Here is a 22,208-nt window from a genome sequence, read left to right as displayed (position 1 = left end):
TCGGCCCGGGCGACGCTTGACCTCAAGCGAACTTGAGCTCCTACGGTCGGCGCCATGGAGTACACACACACCGACGCCGAACTGATCCAGCAGCCCATCGGCTACTGGAGCTGGGCCGCCTACAAGGCCGTCGTCACCCGCACCCGGGCCGCCCTCGCCGAGATCGGCACGACCCAGCCGCAGTGGTGGACCCTGGCCCAGGTCGCCCGCGCGGACACCCCGAAGACCCGCGACGAGGTCTCCCGCATCCTGCGGAACTACCTCGACACGGGCCCGCAGACGATGGAGGCGGAGATCGACGCGACCATCACCGCCGGCTGGATCACCGAGCACCCCGACGGCCGGCTGACCCTCACACCCGAGGGCAGCGCCTTCCACGAGAAGGCGGCCGCCCTCCAGGAAGACCTGTGGACGGAACGCCACGCCGGAATCTCCGACGAGGAGTACCTGACCACCATGAAGGTGCTCCAGCGCTTCATCCACAACACGGGCGGAAGGGCCTGGCACCACTAGGGCGCGGCCGGGGGCCCGGCCGGGGGCCACGGCACGTCGGCCAGCAGCGGGAGCAGCGCCTCTTCCTCGTAGTCCAGGTGCGCGTCGAGCTGTGAGGACATCTCCTCCAGTTCCGCCCGGAAGCGCGCCGGATCGGCGATGGCGACAGGGGCCAGCAGGGCCGCCAACCCGTCCTGGAGGCGGGCGACCGCGCGGTGCTCGTCGGCGAGCCGGTCGAACGTCTCCGCGAGATGGGGGTGATGCCGGGCGATCCCGGGGAACAGGTGCCCGTCCTCACTGACGTGATGGAACTCCAGCGCCTGACAGAACGCCAGGCACCGCTGCCGGATCTGCAACCCGAGGCCCGGTGCCGTACCGGCGGCCCCCCGGGACGCGAAGTGCAGGTCGGTCTCGGCCCGCACCTGCCGCAACTGCCCCCGCAGCCAGGTGTGGACCTCCAGGAGCTTGTCGGCGAGGGTGCGGACCTCGCCCGGCCCCTCCCACCCCTCGGGCTCCGCCCGCTCCAGCACCACCACCGGCAGCAGGCGGCTGGTCGCGGCCTGGTAGTCGCCGTAACCGGGCGCCGCCCGCACGACGTACGCGAACAACTCCTCGCGCCGCGCCCCCTCGGCGGGCACGGCCAGTGCCTCGAAGGACCGGGTGCCGACCTCCACCCGGACCACGGGGTGGGCGAGCAGGTTGTGGTACCAGCCGGGGTGGCGCGGCCCACCCAGGTTGGACCCCACCACGAGGAGGGAGCCCCCGTGGCGGACGTAACCGAGCGGGGTGGTCCGCGAAACCCCGGAACGGGCACCGGTGGTCGTGAGCAGAAGCAGGTCACCGCCCTCGAAGGGACCGCCGACCTTCCCCTCGTTGGCGCGGAACTCGTCGATGACGGACTGCTGGAAAGACGGGACAGACGTGGGCATACGGTGCGATGTCTCCATGACGGCGGGCCGCGACGCGCGGCACGGTGCCGGAAAGGGGCGAAGAGAGAAGAGAGAAGAACGACAACGACGTGCGGACGCGCTACGTCATGTCAGGGCGCGGAGTGGGAACTCATCACGTACCCCTTGGGTGAAGGGCGCTCGCCCGATCGCCGGCCGGCCCACTGCTCTGTGACCGGCGCCACGCGGCACCGCTCTCATTACACGCACCCGTCGATCACCTGTCAACGCCCGTGGACCGCCTGCGGCAGGTCCTCGACCCCTGCGCACATCCGGAAGGCAGAACCGGGCTCAGGCGGAGGCGCGGGCGATGGTGCCCGCGGTGAGCGTGGCCAGCATCTCCCGCAGCACAGTCACGAAGTCCAGCTTGAACGCGGTCAGTGAGGGGTCGGCTTCGTAGGCGGCGAGCATCGCCGGGGAGGGCCGTGCGTGCGTCCACACGGCTCCGACGTTCATGATCATGGCTGCGGTCAACTGCGGCGCACTGTCGCCCAGCTCAGGAAGGTGCTGGTGGGTCAACGCCGCGATGTCGGTGACGTTGGCCACGGCCGCGCGCTTGTAGCGGGCGGCCACCTGCGGGGAAACGTTGTGTTCCAGTACGCCCGCCTGCGCGCTCAGCAGGTCACACAGGACCCGGCGCCCGGCGAGGGAGCCCGCGACGACGGCGGCGAACTGCTCCGCACGCCGGCTCACCGGAGCGTCCTGGTCGATGCCGGCGTGCACGAGGGCGGGCAGGTCGGCCACCCACTGCCGCCAGGCACGGTCGAGCAGCTCCAGCAGGATCGCCTCACGCGATTCGAAGTAGCGCAGCACATTGGACTTCGCCAGCCCGACGCGGCGGCTCAGCTCGTTCAGGCTGATCTCGCCGATGGACATCTCCTCGAGCATGGCGGCGGTGGTGTCGAGGATGGCCCGGCGCCGTACCTCACGCTGCTCCTCACTGCGCGCGCGCTGGAAGTTCGTCATGCCCCCAGGTTACAGACTGCCGGTCTTTTGACATCAGACCGGTGGTCTTCTATGTTGGGGCCCCAGCCGAACAGACCACCGGTCTGCAAAAGGGGCTTCATCGACGTTGTCGACCAACTCTGGGCGGACGACGTGGTCTGGCGCGGCAACGAATCCGAGGAGCTGACAACGGTGAACCACTGGACTCCCGACGACATGCCCGATCTGACCGGCCGCACCGCGCTGATCACCGGCGGGAACAGCGGGATCGGACTCGAGACCGCCCGCGCGCTCGCCCGGCACGGGGCCCGCGTCATCCTGGCCGGCCGCAGCCGGGCCAAGCTGGGCCAGGCCGCGGAGGCCGTACGCGCCGCGACCCCCGAGGCCCGGACGGACACCCTCGTGCTCGACCTCTCCGACCTCTCCTCCGTCCGCGACGCGGCCACCCGAATCGCCGAGACCGAGACGGTCGACCTGCTCCTCAACAACGCCGGCGTGATGAACCTGCCCGAGCGGCGGACCACCCACGACGGCCTCGAGATGACGGTCGGCACCAACCACCTCGGCCACTTCGCCTTCGACGCCCAGGTCTGGCCCGCCGTGCGCCGCTCGTCCGCACCCCGCGTGGTCACCGTCAGCGCCATCGCGGCGCGGTGGCCGATGGGCAGGCTGGACGACCTGATGAGCGAGAAGAGCTACCGCGCCATGGGCGCCTACGCCAAGTCCAAGCGCGCCAACATCGTCTACACCCTCGAACTCGCGCGCCGCACTGCGAGCAGCCCCGTCAAGGCGCTCGTCGTCCACCCGGGGTCGGCGATGACCGGCCTGCAGCAGCACGGCACCGACACTCTGAGCCGCATGGTCACCCCGATCGCCGCGCGCCTGCTCATGGGCTCGGCCGAGGGTGCGGCCTGGCCGTCCCTTTACGCGGCGACCAGCCCGTACGTCCAGTCGGGCGCGTTCATCGGCCCCGCCGGACGGGACCAGACCTCCGGCACCCCCAAGCCCGCCAAGCTCCCCACAGGCGCCGACGACCCCGCGGAGGGCAGGCGGTTGTGGGCGGCGAGCGAGCAGCTCACAGGTGTCCCCTTCGACCTCGAAGCCGGGGCCGCCCTCTAGGGTCCGTCTTCGGCCCGAGCAGTCCGCCCGCGCTCCGTGGCATCCGCGCGTCGCACACGGCTGTCACACAGGCCGGCCGACTGAACCGAGTCGTTGGGGGACGAGGTCCAGTTCCGCCCATACGGTCTTGCACGGCACCGGCCCGCACCGTACGCCCCAACGGTCCGCCAGCCCTTCGACGAGAAGCAACCCGTATCCCGACTCCGCGTTCCCGTCGAGGGTCGCCGTGGGCCCGACCGGCAGCCGGTCACCTCGGGTATCGGTCAGCTCGATACGGAGTGCGCCCGATGGGACCACGGAGAGCGCGAGCCGGAAGCTCCGGCCGGGGACACGGCCGTGCAGGGCGGCGTTCGCCGAGAGTTCGGCCACGATCAGCCGGGCCGGGTCCAACGGCAGCTCCCACGCCAGCAGCTTCTCGGTCGCGAGCAGCCGGGCCAGTCGTGCGCCACGGCGCGTGGCCGACAGGGGCACCGAGAACTGGTGCAGCGGGAGGCGCTGGGTGGAGATTCCCTGATTCATGTCACCCAGCGTGTTCATGCGCGCCTACGCTGTGAAGGCGGCCGGCCCGTGCGGTCGGTGGCTGTCCGAGGTGCGTCCGGTTCCGTCCGGGCTGCCCGGGGTGACCGGCCGTGGCGGCCGGAGGTTGGTCCGGGGAAGGACACGCGGCGGGAGGGCGGCGGCATGAGCGACTGGGAAGCGGGGCTCGAGGACGAAGAGGCCGGGGCGGTGATGCGCACGGTCGTACGGCAACTGAAGCTGTGGCGCGAATCCGCCGGCCTCACCCAGGCGGAGTTCGGCGCGGCCATCGGGTACGGGGAGGAACTGGTCTCGTCGGTGGAGCGGGGGCGGCGGATTCCTCGGCCGGAGTATCTGGACTCGGCGGACGAGGCCTTGGGTGCCGGGGGCAGGATTGCGGCGCTCAAGCAGGACGTGGCAGAGGTCCGGTATCCAAAGAAGGTACGGGACTTGAAGAAGCTGGAGGCGGAGGCAGTCGAGCTGGGGGCGTACAACAACTCCGTCATCCACGGGTTGTTGCAGACCGAGGAGTACGCACGGGCCGTCTTCAACGCACATCGACCGGTGCTCACCGAGGACGAGGTTGAGCAGCAAGTCGCAGCACGCTTGGCACGACAGGGGATCCTTGATCTCATGACCGGGCGGCGCGTCTTCAGCTTTGTGCAGTGCGAGTCAACGCTTCTCAGGCCCATGGGAGGCAGGATGGCGATGCGCCAGCAGCTCGAACGGCTGTTGGAGGTGGCCCGGTTGCGCAACGTGGACCTTCAGGTGCTTCCCCTGGACCGGGAGGTCAACTCCGGAACCGGTGGTTCGTTCCGACTGCTCAAGCTCAAGGGAGGCGCCACCGTCGCGTTCAGCGAATCGCCCCTCAGCAGCCGCGTGACGGCTGACCCCAAGGAGACGACGGTCCTCGACATTCGCTACGGAGCTCTGCGCGCCCAGGCTCTCAGTCCACAGGACTCGTTGCCCCTAATCGAGAAGGTACTGGGAGAGACTAGGAAATGACGCTCAAAGCAGCTGGAACTGGCACCCAGCGGGAATGGATAAAGAGCAGCTACAGCACCTCCGACGGCCCCGACTGCGTCGAGGTTGCCGCCGCCCCCGAGAACATCCTCGTTCGCGACTCGAAGAACCCCACCGGCCCCCGCCTCACGCTCGCCCCCGCCACCTGGGCAACCTTCCTGCCGTACGTTTCCGGACACTGACGGAGCGAGCTCGACGACCGGAGTCGTCTCCGAAACAGCGGCGGGGGCGCCCGAAAGAGCGCCCCCGTCTCACCTCACGTCACCTCAGGTCGTCGACCGACGCCTCCGCGCCCCCGGCCGTCGCTCGCTCGGTCGCGTCACCGGGTCCCCGGCCTCCACGGCCGCCGCGCGGCGGCGCAGGCCGAAGTCGGCCAGGGCCTCCGCCAGCTTGTGGACGGACGGCTCGGGAGCCATGACGTCGACCCGCAGCCCGTGCTCCTCGGCCGTCTTGGCGGTCGCCGGGCCGATGCAGGCGATCACCGTGACGTTGTGCGGCTTGCCGGCGATGCCGACCAGGTTCCGCACCGTGGACGACGAGGTGAAGAGCACCGCGTCGAAGCCACCGCCCTTGATCGCCTCCCGCGTCGTGGCCGGCGGCGGCGAGGCGCGCACCGTCCGGTAGGCGGTGACGTCGTCGACCTCCCAGCCCAGCTCGATGAGCCCGGCGACCAGGGTCTCCGTGGCGATGTCGGCCCGGGGGAGGAAGACCCGGTCGATCGGGTCGAAGACCGGGTCGTACGGCGGCCAGTCCTCCAGCAGACCCGCCGCCGACTGCTCGCCGCTCGGGACCAGGTCCGGCTTCACGCCGAAGGCGATGAGGGCCTTGGCGGTCTGCTCGCCCACCGCGGCGACCTTGATGCCCGCGAAGGCACGGGCGTCAAGACCGTACTCCTCGAACTTCTCCCGGACCGCCTTCACCGCGTTGACCGAGGTGAACGCGATCCACTCGTACCGGCCCGTCACCAGGCCCTTGACGGCCCGCTCCATCTGCTGGGGCGTGCGCGGCGGCTCGACGGCGATGGTCGGCACCTCGTGCGGCACGGCCCCGTACGACCGCAGCTGGTCGGAGAGCGACGCCGCCTGCTCCTTCGTGCGCGGCACGAGGACCTTCCAGCCGAACAGCGGCTTGGACTCGAACCACGACAGCTGGTCGCGCCGAGCGGCGGCGGAGCGCTCACCGACCACGGCTATGACCGGCCGGCCACCGTCGGGGGACGGCAGCACCTTCGCCTGCTTCAGCGTCTGCGCGACCGTGCCGAGCGTCGCCGACCAGGTGCGCTGCCGCGTCGTCGTACCGGCGATGGTCACCGTCAGCGGGGTGTCCGGCTTGCGGCCGGCCGACACCAGCTCGCCGGCGGCCGCGGCCACCGAGTCGAGCGTCGTCGACACCACGACCGTACCGTCGGAGGCGCCGACCTCGGTCCAGCAGCGGGCCGACGCCGTACGGGCGTCCACGAACCGCACGTCGGCGCCCTCGGCGTCCCGCAGCGGCACACCGGCGTACGCGGGCACGCCGACGGCGTTCGCGATCCCGGGGACCACCTCGAAGGGCACCCCGGCAGCCGCGCACGCCAGCATCTCCTCGGCGGCGTCCGTGTCGAGCCCGGGGTCCCCGGTCACCGCACGCACGACCCGCCTGCCGCCCCGCGCGGCCTCCATGACAAGATGTGCGGCATCCCGCACAGCGGGGATGCCGACGGTCGTTGACGCGCCGTCAACAACCGTCAGCTGGGGCGTGCCTGCGCCCGGATCCGACGGATCGGCATCCGTGTGCATCTCGGCCACGCCCTGCCGCGCATGCGTGCGTACGACGTCGAGCACCTCGTGCTCGGCGACGAGGACGTCCGCGTGCGCCAGCGCCTCCACGGCGCGCAGAGTCAGCAGTCCCGGATCTCCGGGTCCGGCACCGAGGAAGGTGACGTGCCCGTGTTCCGGACCGGCGGGAAAGGTGGTGGGGCTCAATGTGCTCGCTCCCCCATCAGACCGGCCGCGCCCTGGGCGAGCATCTCGGTGGCGAGTTCGCGACCGAGTGCCAGCGCCGCCTCGTGCGTCTCGGGCACGGGACCGGTGGTGGACAACTGCACCAGCGTCGAGCCGTCGGTCGTGCCGACGACGCCGCGCAGGCGCATTTCCTTGACAATCTGCCCGTCGGCCTGGGGGTCCCCCCGCTCGAGCGGAGCCGAGAGTGGGGGAAGGTCGGCCAGCGCGCCCACGGGTGCGCTGCAACCGGCCTCCAGGGCGGCGAGCAGTGACCGCTCGGCCGTTACGGCGACCCGCGTGAACGGGTCGTCGAGCTCGGCGAGCGCGGCGACGAGATCCGCGTTGGCCGCGGTGCACTCGATCGCCAGGGCCCCCTGGCCGGGAGCCGGCAAAACCGTGTCGACCGACAGGAAGTCGGTCACCTCGTCGATGCGTCCGACCCGGTTCAGTCCGGCGGCGGCCAGCACGACGGCGTCGAGCTCCCCACTGCGGACGTATCCGATGCGGGTGTCGACGTTGCCCCGGATCGGGACCGTCTCGATCTCCAGCCCATGGGTGCGGGCGTACGCGTTCAGCTGCGCCATGCGCCGCGGCGCGCCGGTGCCTATGCGCGCCCCGCGGGGCAGGTCGGTGAGCTTGCGCGCGTCCCGGGCGACGACCACGTCCCGCGGGTCCTCGCGCTCGGGTACGGCGGCCACCACCAGGCCCTCGTGCTCCGCGGTGGGGAGGTCCTTGAGCGAATGAACCGCGAAGTCCACCTCGCCCCGCAGCAGCGCGTCGCGCAGCGCGGCCACGAACACCCCCGTGCCGCCGATCTGCGCCAGGTGCTCACGCGACGTGTCGCCGTACGTGGTGATCTCGACCAGCTCAACGGGCCGACCGGTCACCTGGCTCACGGCGTCCGCCACCTGGCCGGACTGGGCCATGGCGAGCTTGCTCCGCCTGGTCCCCAGCCTCAGTGCCTTCTCAGTCATGCCGGCCCTCGGTTCTTCTCAGTGCTGTTCTCGGCGCGGGAGACGGAGGCCACCGTCTCCTGGTCGAGGTCGAACAGGGTGCGCAGCGCGTCCGCGTACCCGGCACCGCCGGGCTCGGCGGCGAGCTGCTTGACTCGTACCGTCGGCGCGTGCAGCAGCTTGTCGACCACACGCTTGACGGTCTGGGTGATCTCGGCGCGGTGCTTGTCGTCGAGCCCCGGCAGCCGTCCTTCGAGGCGGGCGATCTCACCGGCCACGACGTCGGCGGCCATGCTGCGCAGCGCGACGACGGTCGGCGTGATGTGCGCGGCCCGCTGGGCGGCACCGAAGGCGGCGACCTCGTCGGCGACGATCCGGCGGACCATGTCGACGTCGGCGGCCATCGGTGCGTCGGCCGACGCGTCGGCGAGCGACTCGATGTCCACCAGGCGCACCCCGGCCAGCCGGTGCGCGGCGGCGTCGATGTCGCGCGGCATGGCGAGGTCGAGCAGGAAGAGGACGGGCTCGGGCCGCGGCACCTCGGCGACCGGCTCGGGGCGGCGCCGCTCGGGGATGCGTCCCACGCTCGCGGCCGTCGCGGCGAGCGCGCCGATCAGCTCGGCGTCCGCCTCGGGACCCGGTCGCCCGGCCTCGCGCGGCCGGTCCACGGCTGTCCCGCCCGCGGCCCAGGCCCCGTGCTGCTCCAGCGTCGCCGCGTCCATGCCGGCCACGGCGGCCTCCCCCATGACGGAGAAGCCGGTCGGTACGGCGGACAGGTCGAGCGGGCAGTTCTCGTCGGTGCCGACGCTCGTGGGCGGCAGCGCGGCCGCGGACCCGGCCGGCCCGGCGTCCGGGGCCGTACGGCGGTCCGTGCCGGACTCCGTGACAACCGCGCCGGTCCGGCCCTCCACCGCCGCCGCCACGGCGTCCGCCGTGAGGACGAGCCCGGTCGCACCGGTGCAGGAGACGGCCACGTCGGCACGTGTCAGCTCGCCCGGCACCGAGTCCATCGGTACCGCGCGGGCCAGCACGTCCGTGTCGTCGCCCTCGGTCAGGATCTGTGCGAGCCGCTCGGCGCGCTCGAAGGTGCGGTTGGCGACGACGATCTCGGCGACCCCGGCGCGCGCCAGCGTGGCGGCGGCCAGCGAGGACATCGAGCCGGCGCCGATGACCAGGGCCTTCTTGCCCGCGGCCCACTGCCGCACGTCCGCCCCCGCGGCCAGCTGCTCCAGGCCGAAGGTGACCAGGGACTGGCCGGCGCGGTCGATGCCGGTCTCGGAGTGGGCGCGCTTGCCGACCCTGAGCGCCTGCTGGAACAGGTCGTTGAGGAGCCGTCCGGCGGTGTGCAGGTCCTGGGCGCGGGCCAGGGAGTCCTTTATCTGACCGAGGATCTGGCCCTCGCCGACCACCATCGAGTCGAGCCCGCAGGCCACCGAGAACAGGTGGTGGACGGCGCGGTCCTCGTAGTGCACGTAGAGATGGGGAGTGAGCTCCTCCAGGCCGACCCCGCTGTGCTGGGCGAGCAGCGTGGACAGCTCGGCGACACCGGCGTGGAACTTGTCCACGTCGGCGTACAGCTCTATGCGGTTGCAGGTGGCCAGGACCGCGGCCTCGGTGGCCGGTTCGGCGGCGACCGTGTCCTGGAGCAGCTTGAACTGCGCGTCCGCGCTGAGGGAGGCCCGCTCCAGGACGCTGACGGGGGCGCTGCGGTGGCTCAGTCCGACGACGAGGAGGCTCATGCCGGCATCACGGCGGGCACGTCCCCGTCGGGTCCCTGGTCGGTGGAGTGCTGCTTGCGGGCGACGGCGGGCGGCGCGACACCGGGGTCGGCCGCGGCCTCCTCGCCCGCCTTGCGCTGCTCGTGGAAGGCGAGGATCTGCAGCTCGATGGAGAGGTCGACCTTGCGCACGTCGACGCCCTCCGGGACGTTCAGCACGGTCGGCGCGAAGTTCAGGATGGAGGTGACACCGGCGGCCACGAGCCGGTCGCAGACCTGCTGGGCGGCACCGGCGGGGGTCGCGATCACACCGATCGAGACACCGTCGTCCTGGATGATCTTCTCCAGCTCGTCGGTGTGCTGCACCGGGATGCCGGCGACGGGCTTTCCGGCCATCCCCGGATCGGCGTCGATGAGCGCGGCGACCCGGAACCCACGGGAGGCGAACCCGCCGTAGTTGGCGAGTGCGGCGCCGAGGTTGCCGATTCCCACGATCACGACCGGCCAGTCCTGGGTCAGGCCGAGTTCGCGGGAGATCTGGTAGACGAGGTACTCGACGTCGTAGCCGACGCCCCGGGTCCCGTAGGAGCCGAGGTAGGAGAAGTCCTTGCGCAGCTTCGCGGAGTTGACTCCCGCCGCGGCCGCCAGCTCCTCGGAGGAGACCGTGGGCACCGAGCGCTCCGACAGTGCGGTGAGGGCTCGGAGGTACAGCGGAAGCCTGGCGACGGTGGCCTCGGGAATCCCTCGGCTGCGGGTCGCCGGTCGGTGTGTTCGGCCAGTTGCCACGGTGCTCCTGCGGGTAGAGCGGGGCTGTAGGCGGTCATACGTCCCTACATGACCGCCCCGTCGAATGCAGGCTATGTCTTTGTGAACGCGTGCACAAAGATGGTGTCCGATTTGCCCGGCCAACGTGACCGGGCTCACGCGCCCCCGGCGCGCGAACCGGGAACCGGCGCACGCGCACACGCGTTCCTCTCCCATCGGGGGCAAAGTCGCACACGCTCCTCACGATCAACGCCCCCGAGACCAAGTCGCCATCGATCCTAAGCGACCATCCGGACTACTTGGACTGCTCGGTCAGTGCCTTGCGCAGGCGTTCCTCGTTCACACGCCAGAAGGTGTGCTGCCTGCCGTCGACGAGGACGACCGGGATCTGTTCCCAGTACTCGTCGTGGAGTTGGCGGTCCTGGGTGATGTCCTTCCCCTCCCAGGGGACCCCGAGGTCGGCACACACCTTCTCGACGACGAGCTGTGCGTCATCACACAGATGACAGCCGGGTTTGCGGATGAGGGTGACGAGATGCTTCTCGGAGTGCTGAGGGGACTGCGGGGCGTGCGGGGCCTGCCCGGTCTGCCCGGTCTGCGTGGCCTGCGGGGTCTGCGAGGGCTTTCGGCGGAAGAGCGGACTCATGCCGGCCATTCTCGCGCGCACGGCGTGGACCGACCCCTCGGCGGTGCGCGGTCCGTCCGCCGGGCCGGCCCGGCGACGCGCCCGTGGAACCGGCCCTTTAACGCCGCGGTCGCCCAGAGTTCACAGCCTCCGAACCTCTCGGCTCCGAAGCCTCCGAACAAACTGGCTATGCTCACGGACATGGCCGCTCTCGGATGGCTCTCTCCCCGTAGGCGCTCCGCCACGGCGCGGAGCGTGTTGGCAGGCGAGGCCTCGGCGGAGGCCGCTCGCAAGTCCACCCAGGAAGACACTGGGACCGTCACGGCCTCCGACGAGGAACCAGACTTCCCGGTCCACGGTGACGACAGGGCAGCCGCCTTCTTCGACCTCGACAACACCGTGATGCAGGGCGCCGCGCTGTTCCACTTCGGCCGCGGCCTGTACAAGCGGAAGTTCTTCGAGACCCGCGACCTCGCCCGGTTCGCCTGGCAACAGGCGTGGTTCCGGCTCGCCGGGTTCGAGGACCCGGAGCACATGCAGGACGCCCGCGACTCCGCGCTGTCGATCGTCAAGGGCCACCGCGTCTCCGAGCTGAGCTCCATCGGCGAGGAGATCTACGACGAGTACATGGCCGAGCGGATCTGGCCGGGCACCCGCGCACTGGCGCAGGCCCACCTGGACGCGGGCCAGCGGGTCTGGCTGGTCACGGCGGCACCGGTGGAGATCGCCCAGGTGATCGCCCGCCGCCTGGGCCTGACCGGCGCGCTCGGCACGGTGGCCGAGTCGATCGGCGGCGTCTACACGGGCAGGCTGGTCGGCGAACCTCTGCACGGCCCCGCGAAGGCCGAGGCGGTGCGGGCGCTGGCGTCGGCGGAGGGCCTGGACCTGTCCCGCTGCGCCGCCTACAGCGACTCCCACAACGACATCCCGATGCTGTCGCTGGTCGGCCACCCCTACGCGATCAACCCGGACTCCAAGCTGCGCAAGCACGCCCGCGAGCTGGAGTGGCGCCTGCGCGACTACCGCACGGGCCGCAAGGCGGCCAAGGTCGGCATCCCCGCGGCCGCGGGCGTCGGCGCGGTGGCCGGCGGCACCGCGGCGGCCATCGCGCTGCACCGTCGCCGTCGGTGACCGAGTCCGTGTGATGCCCCCGTCCGCGTGATGACCCGACCCGTGCGATGACCCAATCCGTGTGACGTACCCGCGGGACACCCTCCCCAGTCGCCTTTACTCACATCGGCCACAACACGCTCTGTAGCCACCAGGAAACCGAACCATTTCGGTCACCAACCGATCACCCTGGCGCACTCGATCGAGCGTCAATCGGGCACAGAAGCGACGTAATCGATGATTTGAGCAACTGGGCGTAGCAGGGCCTGTACGAAGCGTTATTCTCCTCAGACGCATTCCGGTGCCCCACCGTCGCCACGACGGGTGAATGGTTCCGTACTGCACGTGATGGAAGCTCTGCCTCTGGGAGTCCCGTGTACCCACACGTCGGGGTTGACGCCTCGGGCCTGGCTACGCTGCGCGCTACGGTCAAATCAGCCCAAGAACTGTTGCGCGGCTTCGTCCCCACCGCGTATGCCGTCCCGGCCCTCGCCGCGGCCGCCGCCCCCGTCGGCCCGTGCTATGCCCTGGCCGAGGGGAGCGCCACCGTCGGCAGACGCGCGCGGTCGTCCTCGTCCGGGGCCGCCACCACCCACCGCCGCCCCGCCGCCGACAGCGACAGCGCCCGCATGATGGACCTGGTCGAGCGGGCCCAGGCCGGCGAGGCCGACGCCTTCGGCCGGCTCTACGACCAGTACAGCGACACCGTCTACCGCTACATCTACTACCGCGTGGGCGGCAAGGCGACCGCCGAGGACCTCACCAGCGAGACCTTCCTGCGGGCCCTGCGGCGCATCGGCACCTTCACCTGGCAGGGCCGCGACTTCGGCGCCTGGCTCGTCACCATCGCCCGCAACCTCGTCGCCGACCACTTCAAGTCCAGCCGCTTCCGGCTGGAAGTCACCACCGGGGAGATGCTCGACGCGAACGAGGTCGAACGCTCCCCCGAGGACTCCGTCCTCGAATCCCTCTCCAACGCCGCCCTGCTCGACGCCGTACGACGGCTCAACCCGCAGCAGCAGGAGTGCGTGACCCTGCGCTTCCTCCAGGGCCTCTCGGTCGCCGAGACCGCCCGCGTCATGGGCAAGAACGAGGGTGCCATCAAGACGCTCCAGTACCGGGCCGTACGCACCCTCGCCCGGCTGCTCCCGGACGACGCGCGCTGAGCCCTCGGCGCCCTCGGGGCGCCGAAGCCGGCCCGACCCCACCAGAACTCTCCGCATTCTCCAAGTCACCTTCCGTGAAAGCCTGTTGAGTCCTCGGTCCGATCACCCACCGTCCGTAACCCAAGTGCCGGGCCGCTCGTTGTGCGGGATGCAGGCTCCCTGTGGTCACCCCCTGGCCGTCTTCGATCACACGATCGGGTGCTTCCGGTCAGGGGGTGCAACCCTCAGGACCCCCTGGGGAGTCGACCGTCATGACGAGAGGAGGTGCCGCCAGTGATCGCGAACGTATCGGCACACCGGCGGGCGAGCGCCTTCGCCCAGGCTCTGGAGGAGCAGTCCGATCCCGGGGCGGCGGCCGAGCAGTCCGGAGGACCGGCGACCACCGGGGCCACCGCGGAGCAGACCGAGCAGGGTCGTCTACTGACCCTCGCCACCGGTCTGCGGACGCTGCCCCGGCCCGAGCTGGATCCCGAGGTCAAGGTCGTCCAGCGGGCCCAACTGGTGGCCGCGTTCGAGGCCATGCTCCAGGAGGGCACCGCGGGCGGCGGGGCGACGGACACGTCGGTTCCGGCGCAGCGCCGGGCGCGCGGCAGCCACCGGGCGACCCCGCTGAAGAGGTTCCGGCCGCGCTCGCGGCTGGCCAAGGGCCTCACCGCGGGCGGACTGAGCGTGAGTGTGGCCGCCGGAGCCCTCGGCGGAGTCGCCGCCGCCAGTTCGGACGCCCTGCCCGGCGACTCGCTCTACGGCCTCAAGCGCGGCATAGAGGACTTCCGCCTCGGCCTCGCCGACGGGGACGACGAGCGCGGCCGGGCCTACCTGGACCTGGCGTCGACCCGGCTGAGCGAGGCGCGCCGGCTGATGGAGCGCGGCCGCAGCGGGCCCCTCGACCACGAGTCGCTCGGCGAGGTCCGCCGCGCCCTGTCCGGCATGCGGCACGACGCGTCCGAGGGCCACCGCCTGCTCAGCGCGGCCTACGCCCGCGACCCCGAATCGCTGGCCCCCATGCAGGCCCTCTCCACCTTCTCCCGCTCCCACCGTGAGACCTGGGGAGCCCTGCGCGAGCGGCTGCCCGTGCAGCTCGGGGACGTCAGTGAGCAGGTGTCGTCGGTGTTCGACGCCATAGAGGACGACGTGGCCCCGCTGCAGTCCATGCTCCCGCAGCCGCCGGCCCAGGACGACGACAGCGGCGACGCCGGCGAGCAGCAGAGCGGTACCGAATCGGCGACCACCGACACCCCCGGCTCCGGACCCTCGTCGGCCCCCGGCGCCGACAGCACCGGTACGCCCGACGGCGGACGCCCCGACAGCGGACACCCCAGCGAGTCGGCCGCCCCCGGCCACGAGGACGACGGCCTGCTCGGCGGCGGCACCGGCGACCTGCTCGACCCGCCCAAGAACACCGGCAGCGCCTCCCCGTCCACGGGGGGCAACACCCCGCCCACCGAACCGGACGTCACCCTTCCCCCCCTCCTGCCCGGCCTCCTGCCCGGCCTGGGCATCGAAGCGGAGGACGCGGACTGAGACGGTGAGAGTACGGGGATGGGGGTGCCCCTCGCATGAGGAGCACCCCCATCCCCGTACCACCGAAGAGGTCAGAAGAACACCGACCGCCGCTGCACCAGCAGCTTGTAGAGCGTGTGCTGGATCTGCTCCCTGACCTGGTCCGTCAGGTTGAACATCAGCATCGGATCCTCGGCCGCCTCCGGCGGATAGCCGTCCGTGCGGATCGGCTCACCGAACTGGATCGTCCACTTCGTCGGCAACGGCACCGCACCCAGCGGACCGAGCCACGGGAAGGTCGGCGTCAGCGGGAAGTACGGAAAGCCCAGCAGCCGCGCCAACGTCCTGGCGTTGCCGATCATCGGGTAGATCTCCTCCGCCCCGACGATCGAGCAGGGAACGATCGGTGCGCCCTGCCGCAGCGCCGTCGAGACGAAGCCGCCGCGCCCGAACCGCTGGAGCTTGTACCGCTCGCCGAACGGCTTGCCGATGCCCTTGAAGCCCTCCGGCATCACGCCGACCAGCTCCCCCTGCGCGAGCAGACGTTCGGCGTCCTCCGCACAGGCCAGGGTGTGGCCGAGCTTGCGGGCCAACTCGTTGACCACCGGCAGCACGAACACCAGGTCCGCCGCCAGCAACCGCAGATGCCGGTCGGCCGGATGGTGGTCGTGCACGGCGACCTGCATCATCAGGCCGTCCAGCGGCAGCGTCCCGGAGTGGTTGGCGACGATCAGCGCGCCGCCCTCGGCCGGGATGTTCTCCACACCCTTCACCTCGACCCGGAAGTACTTCTCGTACACCGGGCGCAGCAGGGACATCAGCACCTGGTCGGTGAGCTCGGCGTCGTAGCCGAAGTCGTCGACCTCGTAGTCGCCGGTGAGACGGCGGCGCAGGAAGGCGAGGCCGCCCGCGACACGCCGCTCCAGACCGCCGTCGCCGTCCTGCGACCGCGGCTCCGGTCCCCCCGGCGACTCGTCCGGCACGGGGACGTCGTCCGGCGCGGCGGACCCAGGCACCGGCAGCGGCTGCACCTCGCGTACCGGCACGGACTCCGCCGCCGTGCCCTTGCGTCGGCCTCCCCCGCCGCGGCGTCGCGGCGGGCGTGGTGCCGCACTCCCGCCGCTCGCGCCGCTCCCCCGTGACCGGTCGTCGTCGAACGGAATGACCTTGGCGTCCGCCATCGTTGATGCGCTCCTCAGTTGGCGCTCTGCGTCGGAAGGTGGCCGCTGCCCCGCAGGGACAGCTCCGCGATCCGGTCGACGGCCCCCGCGAGGGCCTCGGGCCGCAGAAGTCCGGCCCCACGACCGCGCGCGAAGTCCGCGAACGTCTCGGCCGTCGTGTACTTCGGCCGGAACCCCAGGGTCTCGCGCATCTGCGTGGTGTCCACCACCCGCCCGTGGGTGAGCAGCCGGATCTGCTCGGGGGAGAAGTCCGTCATCCCCAGCGTACGCACGAGCGAGCCCGCCCAGGTGACCGCGGGCAGCAGCAGCGGCACGGTGGGGCGGCCCAGCCGGCGCGAGCACTGGGAGAGCAGCAGGACCCCGTCGCCGGCGACGTTGAAGGTGCCGCTGTTCAGCGTGCCCCGGCGCGGCTCGTGCGAGCAGACCCGCAGCACCTCGATCACGTCGTCCTCGTGCACGAACTGCAGCCGCGGGTCGTACCCGAACACCGTCGGCAGCACCGGCAGCCCGAGGTACGAGGCGAGCGGCGTGTCGGCGCCCGGACCCAGGATGTTGGCGAACCGCAGCACCGTCACCGCCACGTCGGGCCGGCGGCGCGCGAAGCCCCGTACGTACCCCTCGACCTCGACCGCGTCCTTGGCGAAGCCGCCGCTGGGCAGCGACTTGGGCGCGGTGGTCTCGGTGCAGACGGCCGGGTCCCGCGGCGCGGACCCGTAGACGTTCGTACTGGACTTCACCACGAGCTGCTGCACGGTCGGCGACTTCTGGCAGGCACCGAGCAGCTGCATCGTGCCGATGACGTTGGTCTCCTTGACCGACGTACGACTGCCGCCGCCCAGCGGCGTGCCCGTGACGTCCAGGTGGACGACCGTGTCGGCGCCCGTCTCGGCGAGCACCCGCCCGATGGCCGACTGCCGGATGTCGGCCTGGACGAAGTCGGCGCCGCCCAGATGGTGCTCCGGCGCGACGGCGTCCACGGCGACGACCCGGTCCACGTCGGGATCACGTTGGATGCGCCGTACGAACCGGCCTCCCAACGGACGGGCCACTCCGGTCACGAGCACGACCTTGCCCAAGATCAGCGCCTTCCTTCCGCACTACTGCGTACCCTGCCGCGTTCCCGCCTGCGGGCCAACTTAGCCGGTCGGTGTTGCGCCGTGATGACCGCCGGATGCAGCAAGTGACGGGAACTCGCGGGTGACGGGTCCCGCTACCCGGGATACGACTGTGGCCCCCCACCGGACGCGGTGGGGGGCCACAGGTACACGCTGACGGCGCAGCGTCGCCTACTTCTTGTTGCGACGCTGAACGCGCGTGCGCTTGAGCAGCTTGCGGTGCTTCTTCTTGGCCATCCGCTTGCGCCGCTTCTTGATAACAGAGCCCACGACTACCCTCGCTCACTTCTCATCACTCGGTTGTTTGGGCGCCATGGGCCCACACGACCTACGAGGGGCTAGCCTACCCGCCCGAGCGCTGAGGTCGTAATCGAGGGTTGTCAGGCCGTTTCCACCCCCACGTAGCTCTCGCGGAGGTACTCGTGAACCGCTTGCTCCGGGACGCGGAACGACCGTCCCACCCGGATCGCGGGCAGATGACCGCTGTGCACCAACCGGTACACGGTCATCTTGGACACGCGCATCACCGAGGCGACCTCCGCCACGGTAAGGAACTGAACCTCGTTCAGAGGCCTTTCGCCAGCTGCAGCCATGACACACCTGCACCTTCCGCACTCGACGGCCACCGGCTTCCCCTTCCGGTGACTCTTCGTCGCTGCGTGCTCACTCCCCAATGTAGGGGCGGGTGATGCGAATGGGGAAGAGGTGCACCCATCGCTTCCCTACCGTGACAGACACGCCCGATTGAGTACGTAGCGGGTAAGCGGTCGGTAGTACTCGGACCGCACAGCGTCATCAAGTGGAACGGCCACGGACACGGACCCCTCTGCCTCCCCGACGAAGAGCGCGGGATCGTCCGTATCGGCCGGCCCGACGGCCTCGAACCCCAGCTGACCTGCTCCGCAGACCCAGCCGTGGTCCCCGATCACCAGCTCGGGAAGGGGCCCGCCGGCCTCGGCCGCGGCGGCCAGCGCGGTACGAACCGGGAGCGGCGAATGGGTGTGTGCGCCGGGCTCAGCTCCGGCGCGTCCCGCGGCGGGTTCCCGCACCAACGCGACTCCTCGGACGTAGTCGAGGATGTACGTGCGTAGACCGAACCGGGTCGTTATGTCGACACGGCGACCCTGCGCCGGGGTGAGGACAGCACATCCCGCCGCCGACAGCGCCTCGGCCAAGGCGGCGTAGAAACCGAGGAGTCGATGCGGATGCCCGGTGCCGAGGAGGACCGGCCCGCGACGCTCGGCGACCGCGGCAAGCCGACCGGCGAAGGCGTCAAGCGCGGCCAGCGTTCGATCGGGGTCGATCACATCCTGTCCCGAAGTGTCGTACGGATCGGCCGAAACCCCGCATCTCTCCGCCATCAGCCCGAGCAGTTCCCGCTGCCCCCAGTCCCCTTCCGGGTCGATCCCGATCAGCACGCGCGGATCCCGGGCGGCGAACAACCGGTAACTCCGCAGACTCACCTCCCGGGAAGTCGCCACGACCCCGGCAAGACGAACGTCCAGAAGATGAGCCCGAAGAGCTCCACGGGTCAGCACAGTCCCGATGCTGACGGATCCCCCACCCCCGCAGCGCGGAACCCGCAAATCTCCCCACGGTCGGCGTAACCCCCGGCCCCGCGTAGCTGCGGGCAGTCGTGCCTCCCTCAGTGCCTGAACGGCCTGGGAGGTACCCCCAGGGCGGCACGGGCGGGCGGTGGGGTCCCCCCACTCATGGGGGTCCCCCCGCTCGAGCGAAGCCGAGAGTGGGGGAGGCACCCCGCAGCGCCGGGCCGCGCGACCCACCCCTGGCCGACACCCACGCCGGACCACGAAACGCACCGGCGCCTCGGGCAAGGCACCGCTCCCTCACGCGAAGCACCCGTACCTCACGCCAGAAGCCCCCGCAACGGAAACACCGCCCGCCGAGCCGCCAGCACCGCCTGGTCCAACCGATCCGCAGGGTCGTACCCCGCCTCCCACGACGCCCACGACACCGGCCACCGCCCATCGGTCATCCGCATCGGCCCCAACTGCCGAGTCCGCGCGAACACCTCCTGCCGCCACCCCTCGGGAATCACCGTCTCCGGATCCACGGGCCGCCCGGCCGCGATCCCCACCAGATGCGTCCACGACCGCGGCACCACGTCCACGACGGCGTATCCGCCCCCGCCCAACGCCACCCATCGGCCCCCGGCGTACTCGTGCGCCAGCTCATGACACGCCACCTGCACCGCCCGCTGCGCGTCCAACGACACCGCCAGATGCGCGAGCGGATCCTCGAAGTGCGTGTCGGCCCCGTGCTGCGTCACCAGCACCTGCGGCCGGAAGTCCGCGATCACCTCCGGCACCACCGCGTGGAACGCCCGTACCCACCCCGCGTCCCCGGTCCCCGCCGGCAACGCGACGTTCACCGCCGAACCCTCCGCGCAGTCCGCCCCGGTCTCCTCCGGCCACCCGGTCTGCGGGAACAGCGTCCGCGGATGCTCGTGCAGCGAGACCGTCAGAACCCGCGGGTCCTCCCAGAACGCCGCCTGCACCCCGTCCCCGTGATGCACGTCCACATCCACGTACGCGACCCGCTCGGCTCCCAGCTCCAACAGCCGCGCGATCGCCAGCGCCGCGTCGTTGTAGACGCAGAACCCGGACGCCGCGCCCGGCATCGCGTGGTGCAGCCCGCCCGCGAAGTTCACCGCGTGCAGCGCGTCCCCACGCCATACCGCCTCCGCCGCTCCCACCGACTGCCCGGCGATCAGCGCGGACACCTCGTGCATCCCCGCGAAGGCCGGGTCGTCGACCGTCCCCAGCCCGTACGACCCGTCCGCCGCGTCCGGATCCGCGGAGGCCGCCTTCACGGCGTCGATGTAGTCCTCCCGGTGGACGAGCCGCAGCGTCGACTCCCCGGCCGGCCGCGCCGCGACGACCTCGACCTCCCGGTCGAGTCCCAGCGCGCCGACCAGTCCTCGCGTCAGGGACAGCCGGACCGGATCCATCGGATGCTCCGGGCCGAAGTCATACCCCGTTACCGCCTCGTCCCACATCAGCTGTGCGCGACCGCTCATGCCCGTCACCGTATCGGTCCGGCCCAGCCTCGAACGACCTGGCGTACACGAGCGTCACCAGCACCAACACCATCGGTACGAGCATGGCCCCGCGGTAGCTCCAGGAGTCCCCGAGCGCCCCCACCAACGGCGAACCGATCAGAAAACCCACGTAGTTGAAAACGTTGAGCCGCGCCACCGCCGCATCGGACGCCCCGGGACCGTGCCTTTCGTCAGCGAGCCGCCCCGCCGCCGCGAACGTCTGCGGCACCAGCACGCACAACCCGAGCCCCAGCAGGGTGAACCCGAGCATCCCCACCCACTCCCCCGGCGCCGCGGCCACCACGGCGAACCCGCCCGCGGCCACCACCGCCCCACCCCGCACCACCGCCACGGCCCCGAACCGTCGCACCCCGAGGTCCCCCACGGCCCGCCCCACCAGCGTGGTCACCATGTACACGTTGTACGGCACGGTGGCCAGCTGCTCCGAACTCCCCAGCACGTCCTGGAGATACTTCGCGCTCCAGTTGGAGACGGTCGAGTCCCCGATGTACGCGAACGTCATCACCAGACACAGCGGCAGCAGCGCCTTGAACCCGACGCCGGCGGCCTCCCCCTTCCGCGGCAATTCCGTCCTCGCCCCACCCGTGCCGTCCCCGTCGACGTACCACCGGCTCCCCACCAACACGGCCGGCAGCAACACCACCACGACCGGCAGATACGACACCCACAACGCCAGGTCCCAGTGCGCCCCCACCCAGGCCAGCGAGGCCCCCAGAATCCCGCCGAAACTGTAGGCCGCGTGAAACCCCAGCATGATGCTGCGCCCGTACGACCGCTGCAGACTCACGCCGAGCATGTTCATCGACGTGTCCAGCGCCCCCACGGCGAGCCCGAAGGCGGCCAGCGCCACGGCCAGACCCGCAAGCCGGTCGCCCGCGCCGACGCCGAGCAGCGCCAGGAGCACCAGGGGCTGGGACCAGCGCAGCAGCTGACGGGGCCGGATCCGCCGTACCAGCCGCTCGGTCGCCACACTCCCGACGCCGGCCAGTATCGGTACGGCGGCCAGGAAAACCGGCAGCAGCGCGTCGGAGACGCCGTACCGGTCCTGGATGGCCGGGATGCGCGTCACGAGCAGAGCGAAGGCGACGCCCTGCGCGAGGAAGCCGAACGTGAGCGAGGCCCTACCGCGCCGCAGCACATCAGTCATGGCGGCGAGCGTAGGGCCCCGGCTTACCCGTGGGTAGTGGTCATACCAGCAGATCAGCCAGCTCCCCCATGTCACCGAAGAGCCGCGTGGCCCCGGCGAGCTTCGCAGCGGGCGTCATCGCGGTGAACCCGTACACGTCCATCCCGGCAGCGACAGCCGCCCGCACGCCGAGCGGACTGTCCTCGACCACGACACACCGCCCCGGCGCGACCCCCATCCGCTCGGCCGCGTGCAGGAACAGATCCGGCGCCGGCTTCCCCCGTCCCACGTCCTGGGAGCTGAAGATCCGCTCGTCGTCGAACCACCGGTCCAGCCCGGTCTTCCGATGCCCCACCCGAATCCGCTCATGACTCCCGGAAGAGGCCACGCAGTACGCCACTCCGTCCGCCGCGAGCTTCTCGAGCACACCGACGGCACCCGGCACGGGTTCCAGGTCACGTTCGAAGGCAGCGAACACCCGCCCGTGGAAGACGTCGTCGAAGTCCTCCGGCAGCCGACGCCCCGTCCGCTCCAGGATGAGGTCATGGACCCGGTGCATCGCGGCCCCCATGTAGTCCCGCAGGGAGTCGTCGTACGACGTGGGGTGCCCCAGCTCGGTCAGATAGCCGGCCAGGAGCCGATTGGAGATCGGCTCGCTGTCGACGAGGACGCCGTCGTTGTCGAAGATAACCAGGTCATAGCGCATACAGAGACAGTAAACGCAGAAAACCCCGCACCGGAACGGTGCGGGGTTTCCCTTATCAATAATTGTTCGGCGGCGTCCTACTCTCCCACAGGGTCCCCCCTGCAGTACCATCGGCGCTGTAAGGCTTAGCTTCCGGGT

The 22,208-nt window shown here is 71.1% G+C and carries 23 protein-coding genes and 1 rRNA gene; 7 read left to right on the top strand and 17 right to left on the bottom strand.

Features of this window, described 5'->3' with window-relative positions:
- The first annotated feature begins 54 nt into the window (after positions 1 to 54).
- Positions 55 to 513 carry a MarR family winged helix-turn-helix transcriptional regulator gene (locus RM812_RS34615; protein ID WP_311582246.1) on the top strand — a complete coding sequence of 153 codons (459 nt, stop codon included), beginning with the start codon at positions 55 to 57 and terminating at the stop codon, positions 511 to 513.
- On the opposite strand, the gene RM812_RS34610 is transcribed toward RM812_RS34615, so the two are convergent.
- Positions 510 to 1,421, bottom strand: coding sequence for a nitroreductase/quinone reductase family protein (locus RM812_RS34610; protein ID WP_311582243.1), 912 nt, complete (start codon positions 1,419 to 1,421; stop codon positions 510 to 512). The two genes, RM812_RS34615 and RM812_RS34610, sit on opposite strands and share 4 nt — an antisense overlap.
- Positions 1,422 to 1,730: 309 nt before the next feature.
- Entirely contained in the window at positions 1,731 to 2,405 is a 675-nt protein-coding gene (locus RM812_RS34605) for a TetR/AcrR family transcriptional regulator (RefSeq protein WP_311582240.1), read from the bottom strand.
- 162 nt (positions 2,406 to 2,567) lie between these two features.
- Here RM812_RS34605 and RM812_RS34600 point away from each other — a divergent pair, with 162 nt between their 5' ends.
- A complete protein-coding gene (locus tag RM812_RS34600; RefSeq protein ID WP_311582312.1) occupies positions 2,568 to 3,503 on the top strand; it encodes an oxidoreductase in 936 nt (311 codons plus the stop codon).
- A gap of 63 nt (positions 3,504 to 3,566) precedes the next feature.
- Here RM812_RS34600 and RM812_RS34595 read toward each other — a convergent pair whose 3' ends face one another.
- On the bottom strand, positions 3,567 to 4,022 hold the full coding sequence (locus RM812_RS34595; protein ID WP_311582237.1) for an ATP-binding protein: 456 nt from the start codon (positions 4,020 to 4,022) through the stop codon (positions 3,567 to 3,569).
- Between the two features lie 162 nt (positions 4,023 to 4,184).
- Between RM812_RS34595 and RM812_RS34590 the strand changes: the two genes are divergently transcribed.
- A complete protein-coding gene (locus RM812_RS34590) occupies positions 4,185 to 5,024 on the top strand; it encodes a helix-turn-helix domain-containing protein (protein ID WP_311582234.1) in 840 nt (279 codons plus the stop codon).
- Positions 5,021 to 5,224 carry a DUF397 domain-containing protein gene (locus tag RM812_RS34585; RefSeq protein ID WP_311582231.1) on the top strand — a complete coding sequence of 68 codons (204 nt, stop codon included), beginning with the start codon at positions 5,021 to 5,023 and terminating at the stop codon, positions 5,222 to 5,224. The genes RM812_RS34590 and RM812_RS34585 overlap by 4 nt, the downstream gene beginning before the upstream one ends.
- An 84-nt stretch (positions 5,225 to 5,308) precedes the next feature.
- Here RM812_RS34585 and RM812_RS34580 read toward each other — a convergent pair whose 3' ends face one another.
- The 5 genes from RM812_RS34580 to RM812_RS34560 all read right to left on the bottom strand — a co-directional run bounded on the left by RM812_RS34580 (position 5,309) and on the right by RM812_RS34560 (position 11,114).
- Positions 5,309 to 7,006, bottom strand: coding sequence for a bifunctional uroporphyrinogen-III C-methyltransferase/uroporphyrinogen-III synthase (locus RM812_RS34580; RefSeq protein ID WP_311582228.1), 1,698 nt, complete (start codon positions 7,004 to 7,006; stop codon positions 5,309 to 5,311).
- Entirely contained in the window at positions 7,003 to 7,998 is a 996-nt protein-coding gene (gene hemC, locus RM812_RS34575; protein WP_311582225.1) for a hydroxymethylbilane synthase, read from the bottom strand. Before hemC ends, RM812_RS34580 begins: the two co-directional genes overlap by 4 nt.
- On the bottom strand, positions 7,995 to 9,716 hold the full coding sequence (locus tag RM812_RS34570; protein ID WP_311582222.1) for a glutamyl-tRNA reductase: 1,722 nt from the start codon (positions 9,714 to 9,716) through the stop codon (positions 7,995 to 7,997). Before RM812_RS34570 ends, hemC begins: the two co-directional genes overlap by 4 nt.
- Positions 9,713 to 10,480, bottom strand: coding sequence for a redox-sensing transcriptional repressor Rex (locus RM812_RS34565; RefSeq protein WP_311582220.1), 768 nt, complete (start codon positions 10,478 to 10,480; stop codon positions 9,713 to 9,715). Before RM812_RS34565 ends, RM812_RS34570 begins: the two co-directional genes overlap by 4 nt.
- A 274-nt stretch (positions 10,481 to 10,754) precedes the next feature.
- On the bottom strand, positions 10,755 to 11,114 hold the full coding sequence (locus tag RM812_RS34560) for a glutaredoxin family protein (RefSeq protein ID WP_311582309.1): 360 nt from the start codon (positions 11,112 to 11,114) through the stop codon (positions 10,755 to 10,757).
- 171 nt (positions 11,115 to 11,285) lie between these two features.
- Between RM812_RS34560 and RM812_RS34555 the strand changes: the two genes are divergently transcribed.
- From RM812_RS34555 to RM812_RS34545, 3 genes are all read left to right on the top strand, one after another.
- Positions 11,286 to 12,215, top strand: a complete 930-nt coding sequence (locus tag RM812_RS34555) for an HAD family hydrolase (protein WP_311582217.1) — start codon at positions 11,286 to 11,288, stop codon at positions 12,213 to 12,215.
- Between the two features lie 353 nt (positions 12,216 to 12,568).
- Positions 12,569 to 13,360: an ECF subfamily RNA polymerase sigma factor, BldN family gene (locus tag RM812_RS34550; RefSeq protein ID WP_311582214.1), complete on the top strand. Its 792-nt coding sequence runs from the start codon at positions 12,569 to 12,571 to the stop codon at positions 13,358 to 13,360.
- A gap of 273 nt (positions 13,361 to 13,633) precedes the next feature.
- Positions 13,634 to 14,881 (top strand): DUF5667 domain-containing protein, encoded by a 1,248-nt coding sequence (locus RM812_RS34545; RefSeq protein ID WP_311582211.1) that lies wholly within the window; start codon positions 13,634 to 13,636, stop codon positions 14,879 to 14,881.
- A 71-nt stretch (positions 14,882 to 14,952) separates the two neighbouring features.
- On the opposite strand, the gene RM812_RS34540 is transcribed toward RM812_RS34545, so the two are convergent.
- The 9 genes from RM812_RS34540 to rrf all read right to left on the bottom strand — a co-directional run.
- Positions 14,953 to 16,041 carry a lysophospholipid acyltransferase family protein gene (locus RM812_RS34540; protein WP_311582208.1) on the bottom strand — a complete coding sequence of 363 codons (1,089 nt, stop codon included), beginning with the start codon at positions 16,039 to 16,041 and terminating at the stop codon, positions 14,953 to 14,955.
- Between the two features lie 14 nt (positions 16,042 to 16,055).
- The gene (locus RM812_RS34535) at positions 16,056 to 17,117 is read right to left on the bottom strand and encodes an NAD-dependent epimerase/dehydratase family protein (RefSeq protein ID WP_311582206.1); all 1,062 of its coding nucleotides are present in this window, start codon (positions 17,115 to 17,117) and stop codon (positions 16,056 to 16,058) included.
- A gap of 210 nt (positions 17,118 to 17,327) precedes the next feature.
- A complete protein-coding gene (locus RM812_RS34530; RefSeq protein WP_003948845.1) occupies positions 17,328 to 17,426 on the bottom strand; it encodes a 30S ribosomal protein bS22 in 99 nt (32 codons plus the stop codon).
- A gap of 110 nt (positions 17,427 to 17,536) precedes the next feature.
- Complete coding sequence (locus tag RM812_RS34525) at positions 17,537 to 17,749, bottom strand: helix-turn-helix domain-containing protein (protein ID WP_004984898.1); 213 nt, start codon at positions 17,747 to 17,749, stop codon at positions 17,537 to 17,539.
- 129 nt (positions 17,750 to 17,878) lie between these two features.
- Positions 17,879 to 18,694 carry a phosphatase gene (locus tag RM812_RS34520; RefSeq protein ID WP_311582192.1) on the bottom strand — a complete coding sequence of 272 codons (816 nt, stop codon included), beginning with the start codon at positions 18,692 to 18,694 and terminating at the stop codon, positions 17,879 to 17,881.
- Positions 18,695 to 19,023: 329 nt separating this feature from the next.
- Positions 19,024 to 20,196, bottom strand: coding sequence for an acetoin utilization protein AcuC (locus RM812_RS34515; protein ID WP_311582190.1), 1,173 nt, complete (start codon positions 20,194 to 20,196; stop codon positions 19,024 to 19,026).
- Positions 20,147 to 21,385 carry an MFS transporter gene (locus RM812_RS34510; protein WP_311582187.1) on the bottom strand — a complete coding sequence of 413 codons (1,239 nt, stop codon included), beginning with the start codon at positions 21,383 to 21,385 and terminating at the stop codon, positions 20,147 to 20,149. Before RM812_RS34510 ends, RM812_RS34515 begins: the two co-directional genes overlap by 50 nt.
- 40 nt (positions 21,386 to 21,425) lie before the next feature.
- Entirely contained in the window at positions 21,426 to 22,070 is a 645-nt protein-coding gene (locus RM812_RS34505; protein WP_311582184.1) for an HAD family hydrolase, read from the bottom strand.
- A gap of 64 nt (positions 22,071 to 22,134) precedes the next feature.
- A 5S ribosomal RNA gene (gene rrf, locus RM812_RS43395) occupies positions 22,135 to 22,208 on the bottom strand; the annotation flags it as partial.

It is taken from the genome of Streptomyces lancefieldiae (assembly GCF_031845825.1).
In the GTDB taxonomy this organism is placed as follows: Bacteria; Actinomycetota; Actinomycetes; order Streptomycetales; family Streptomycetaceae; genus Streptomyces; species Streptomyces lancefieldiae.
Note: the sequence above shows the minus strand (reverse complement) of the source record. Positions and strands in the feature narration are given on the sequence as shown.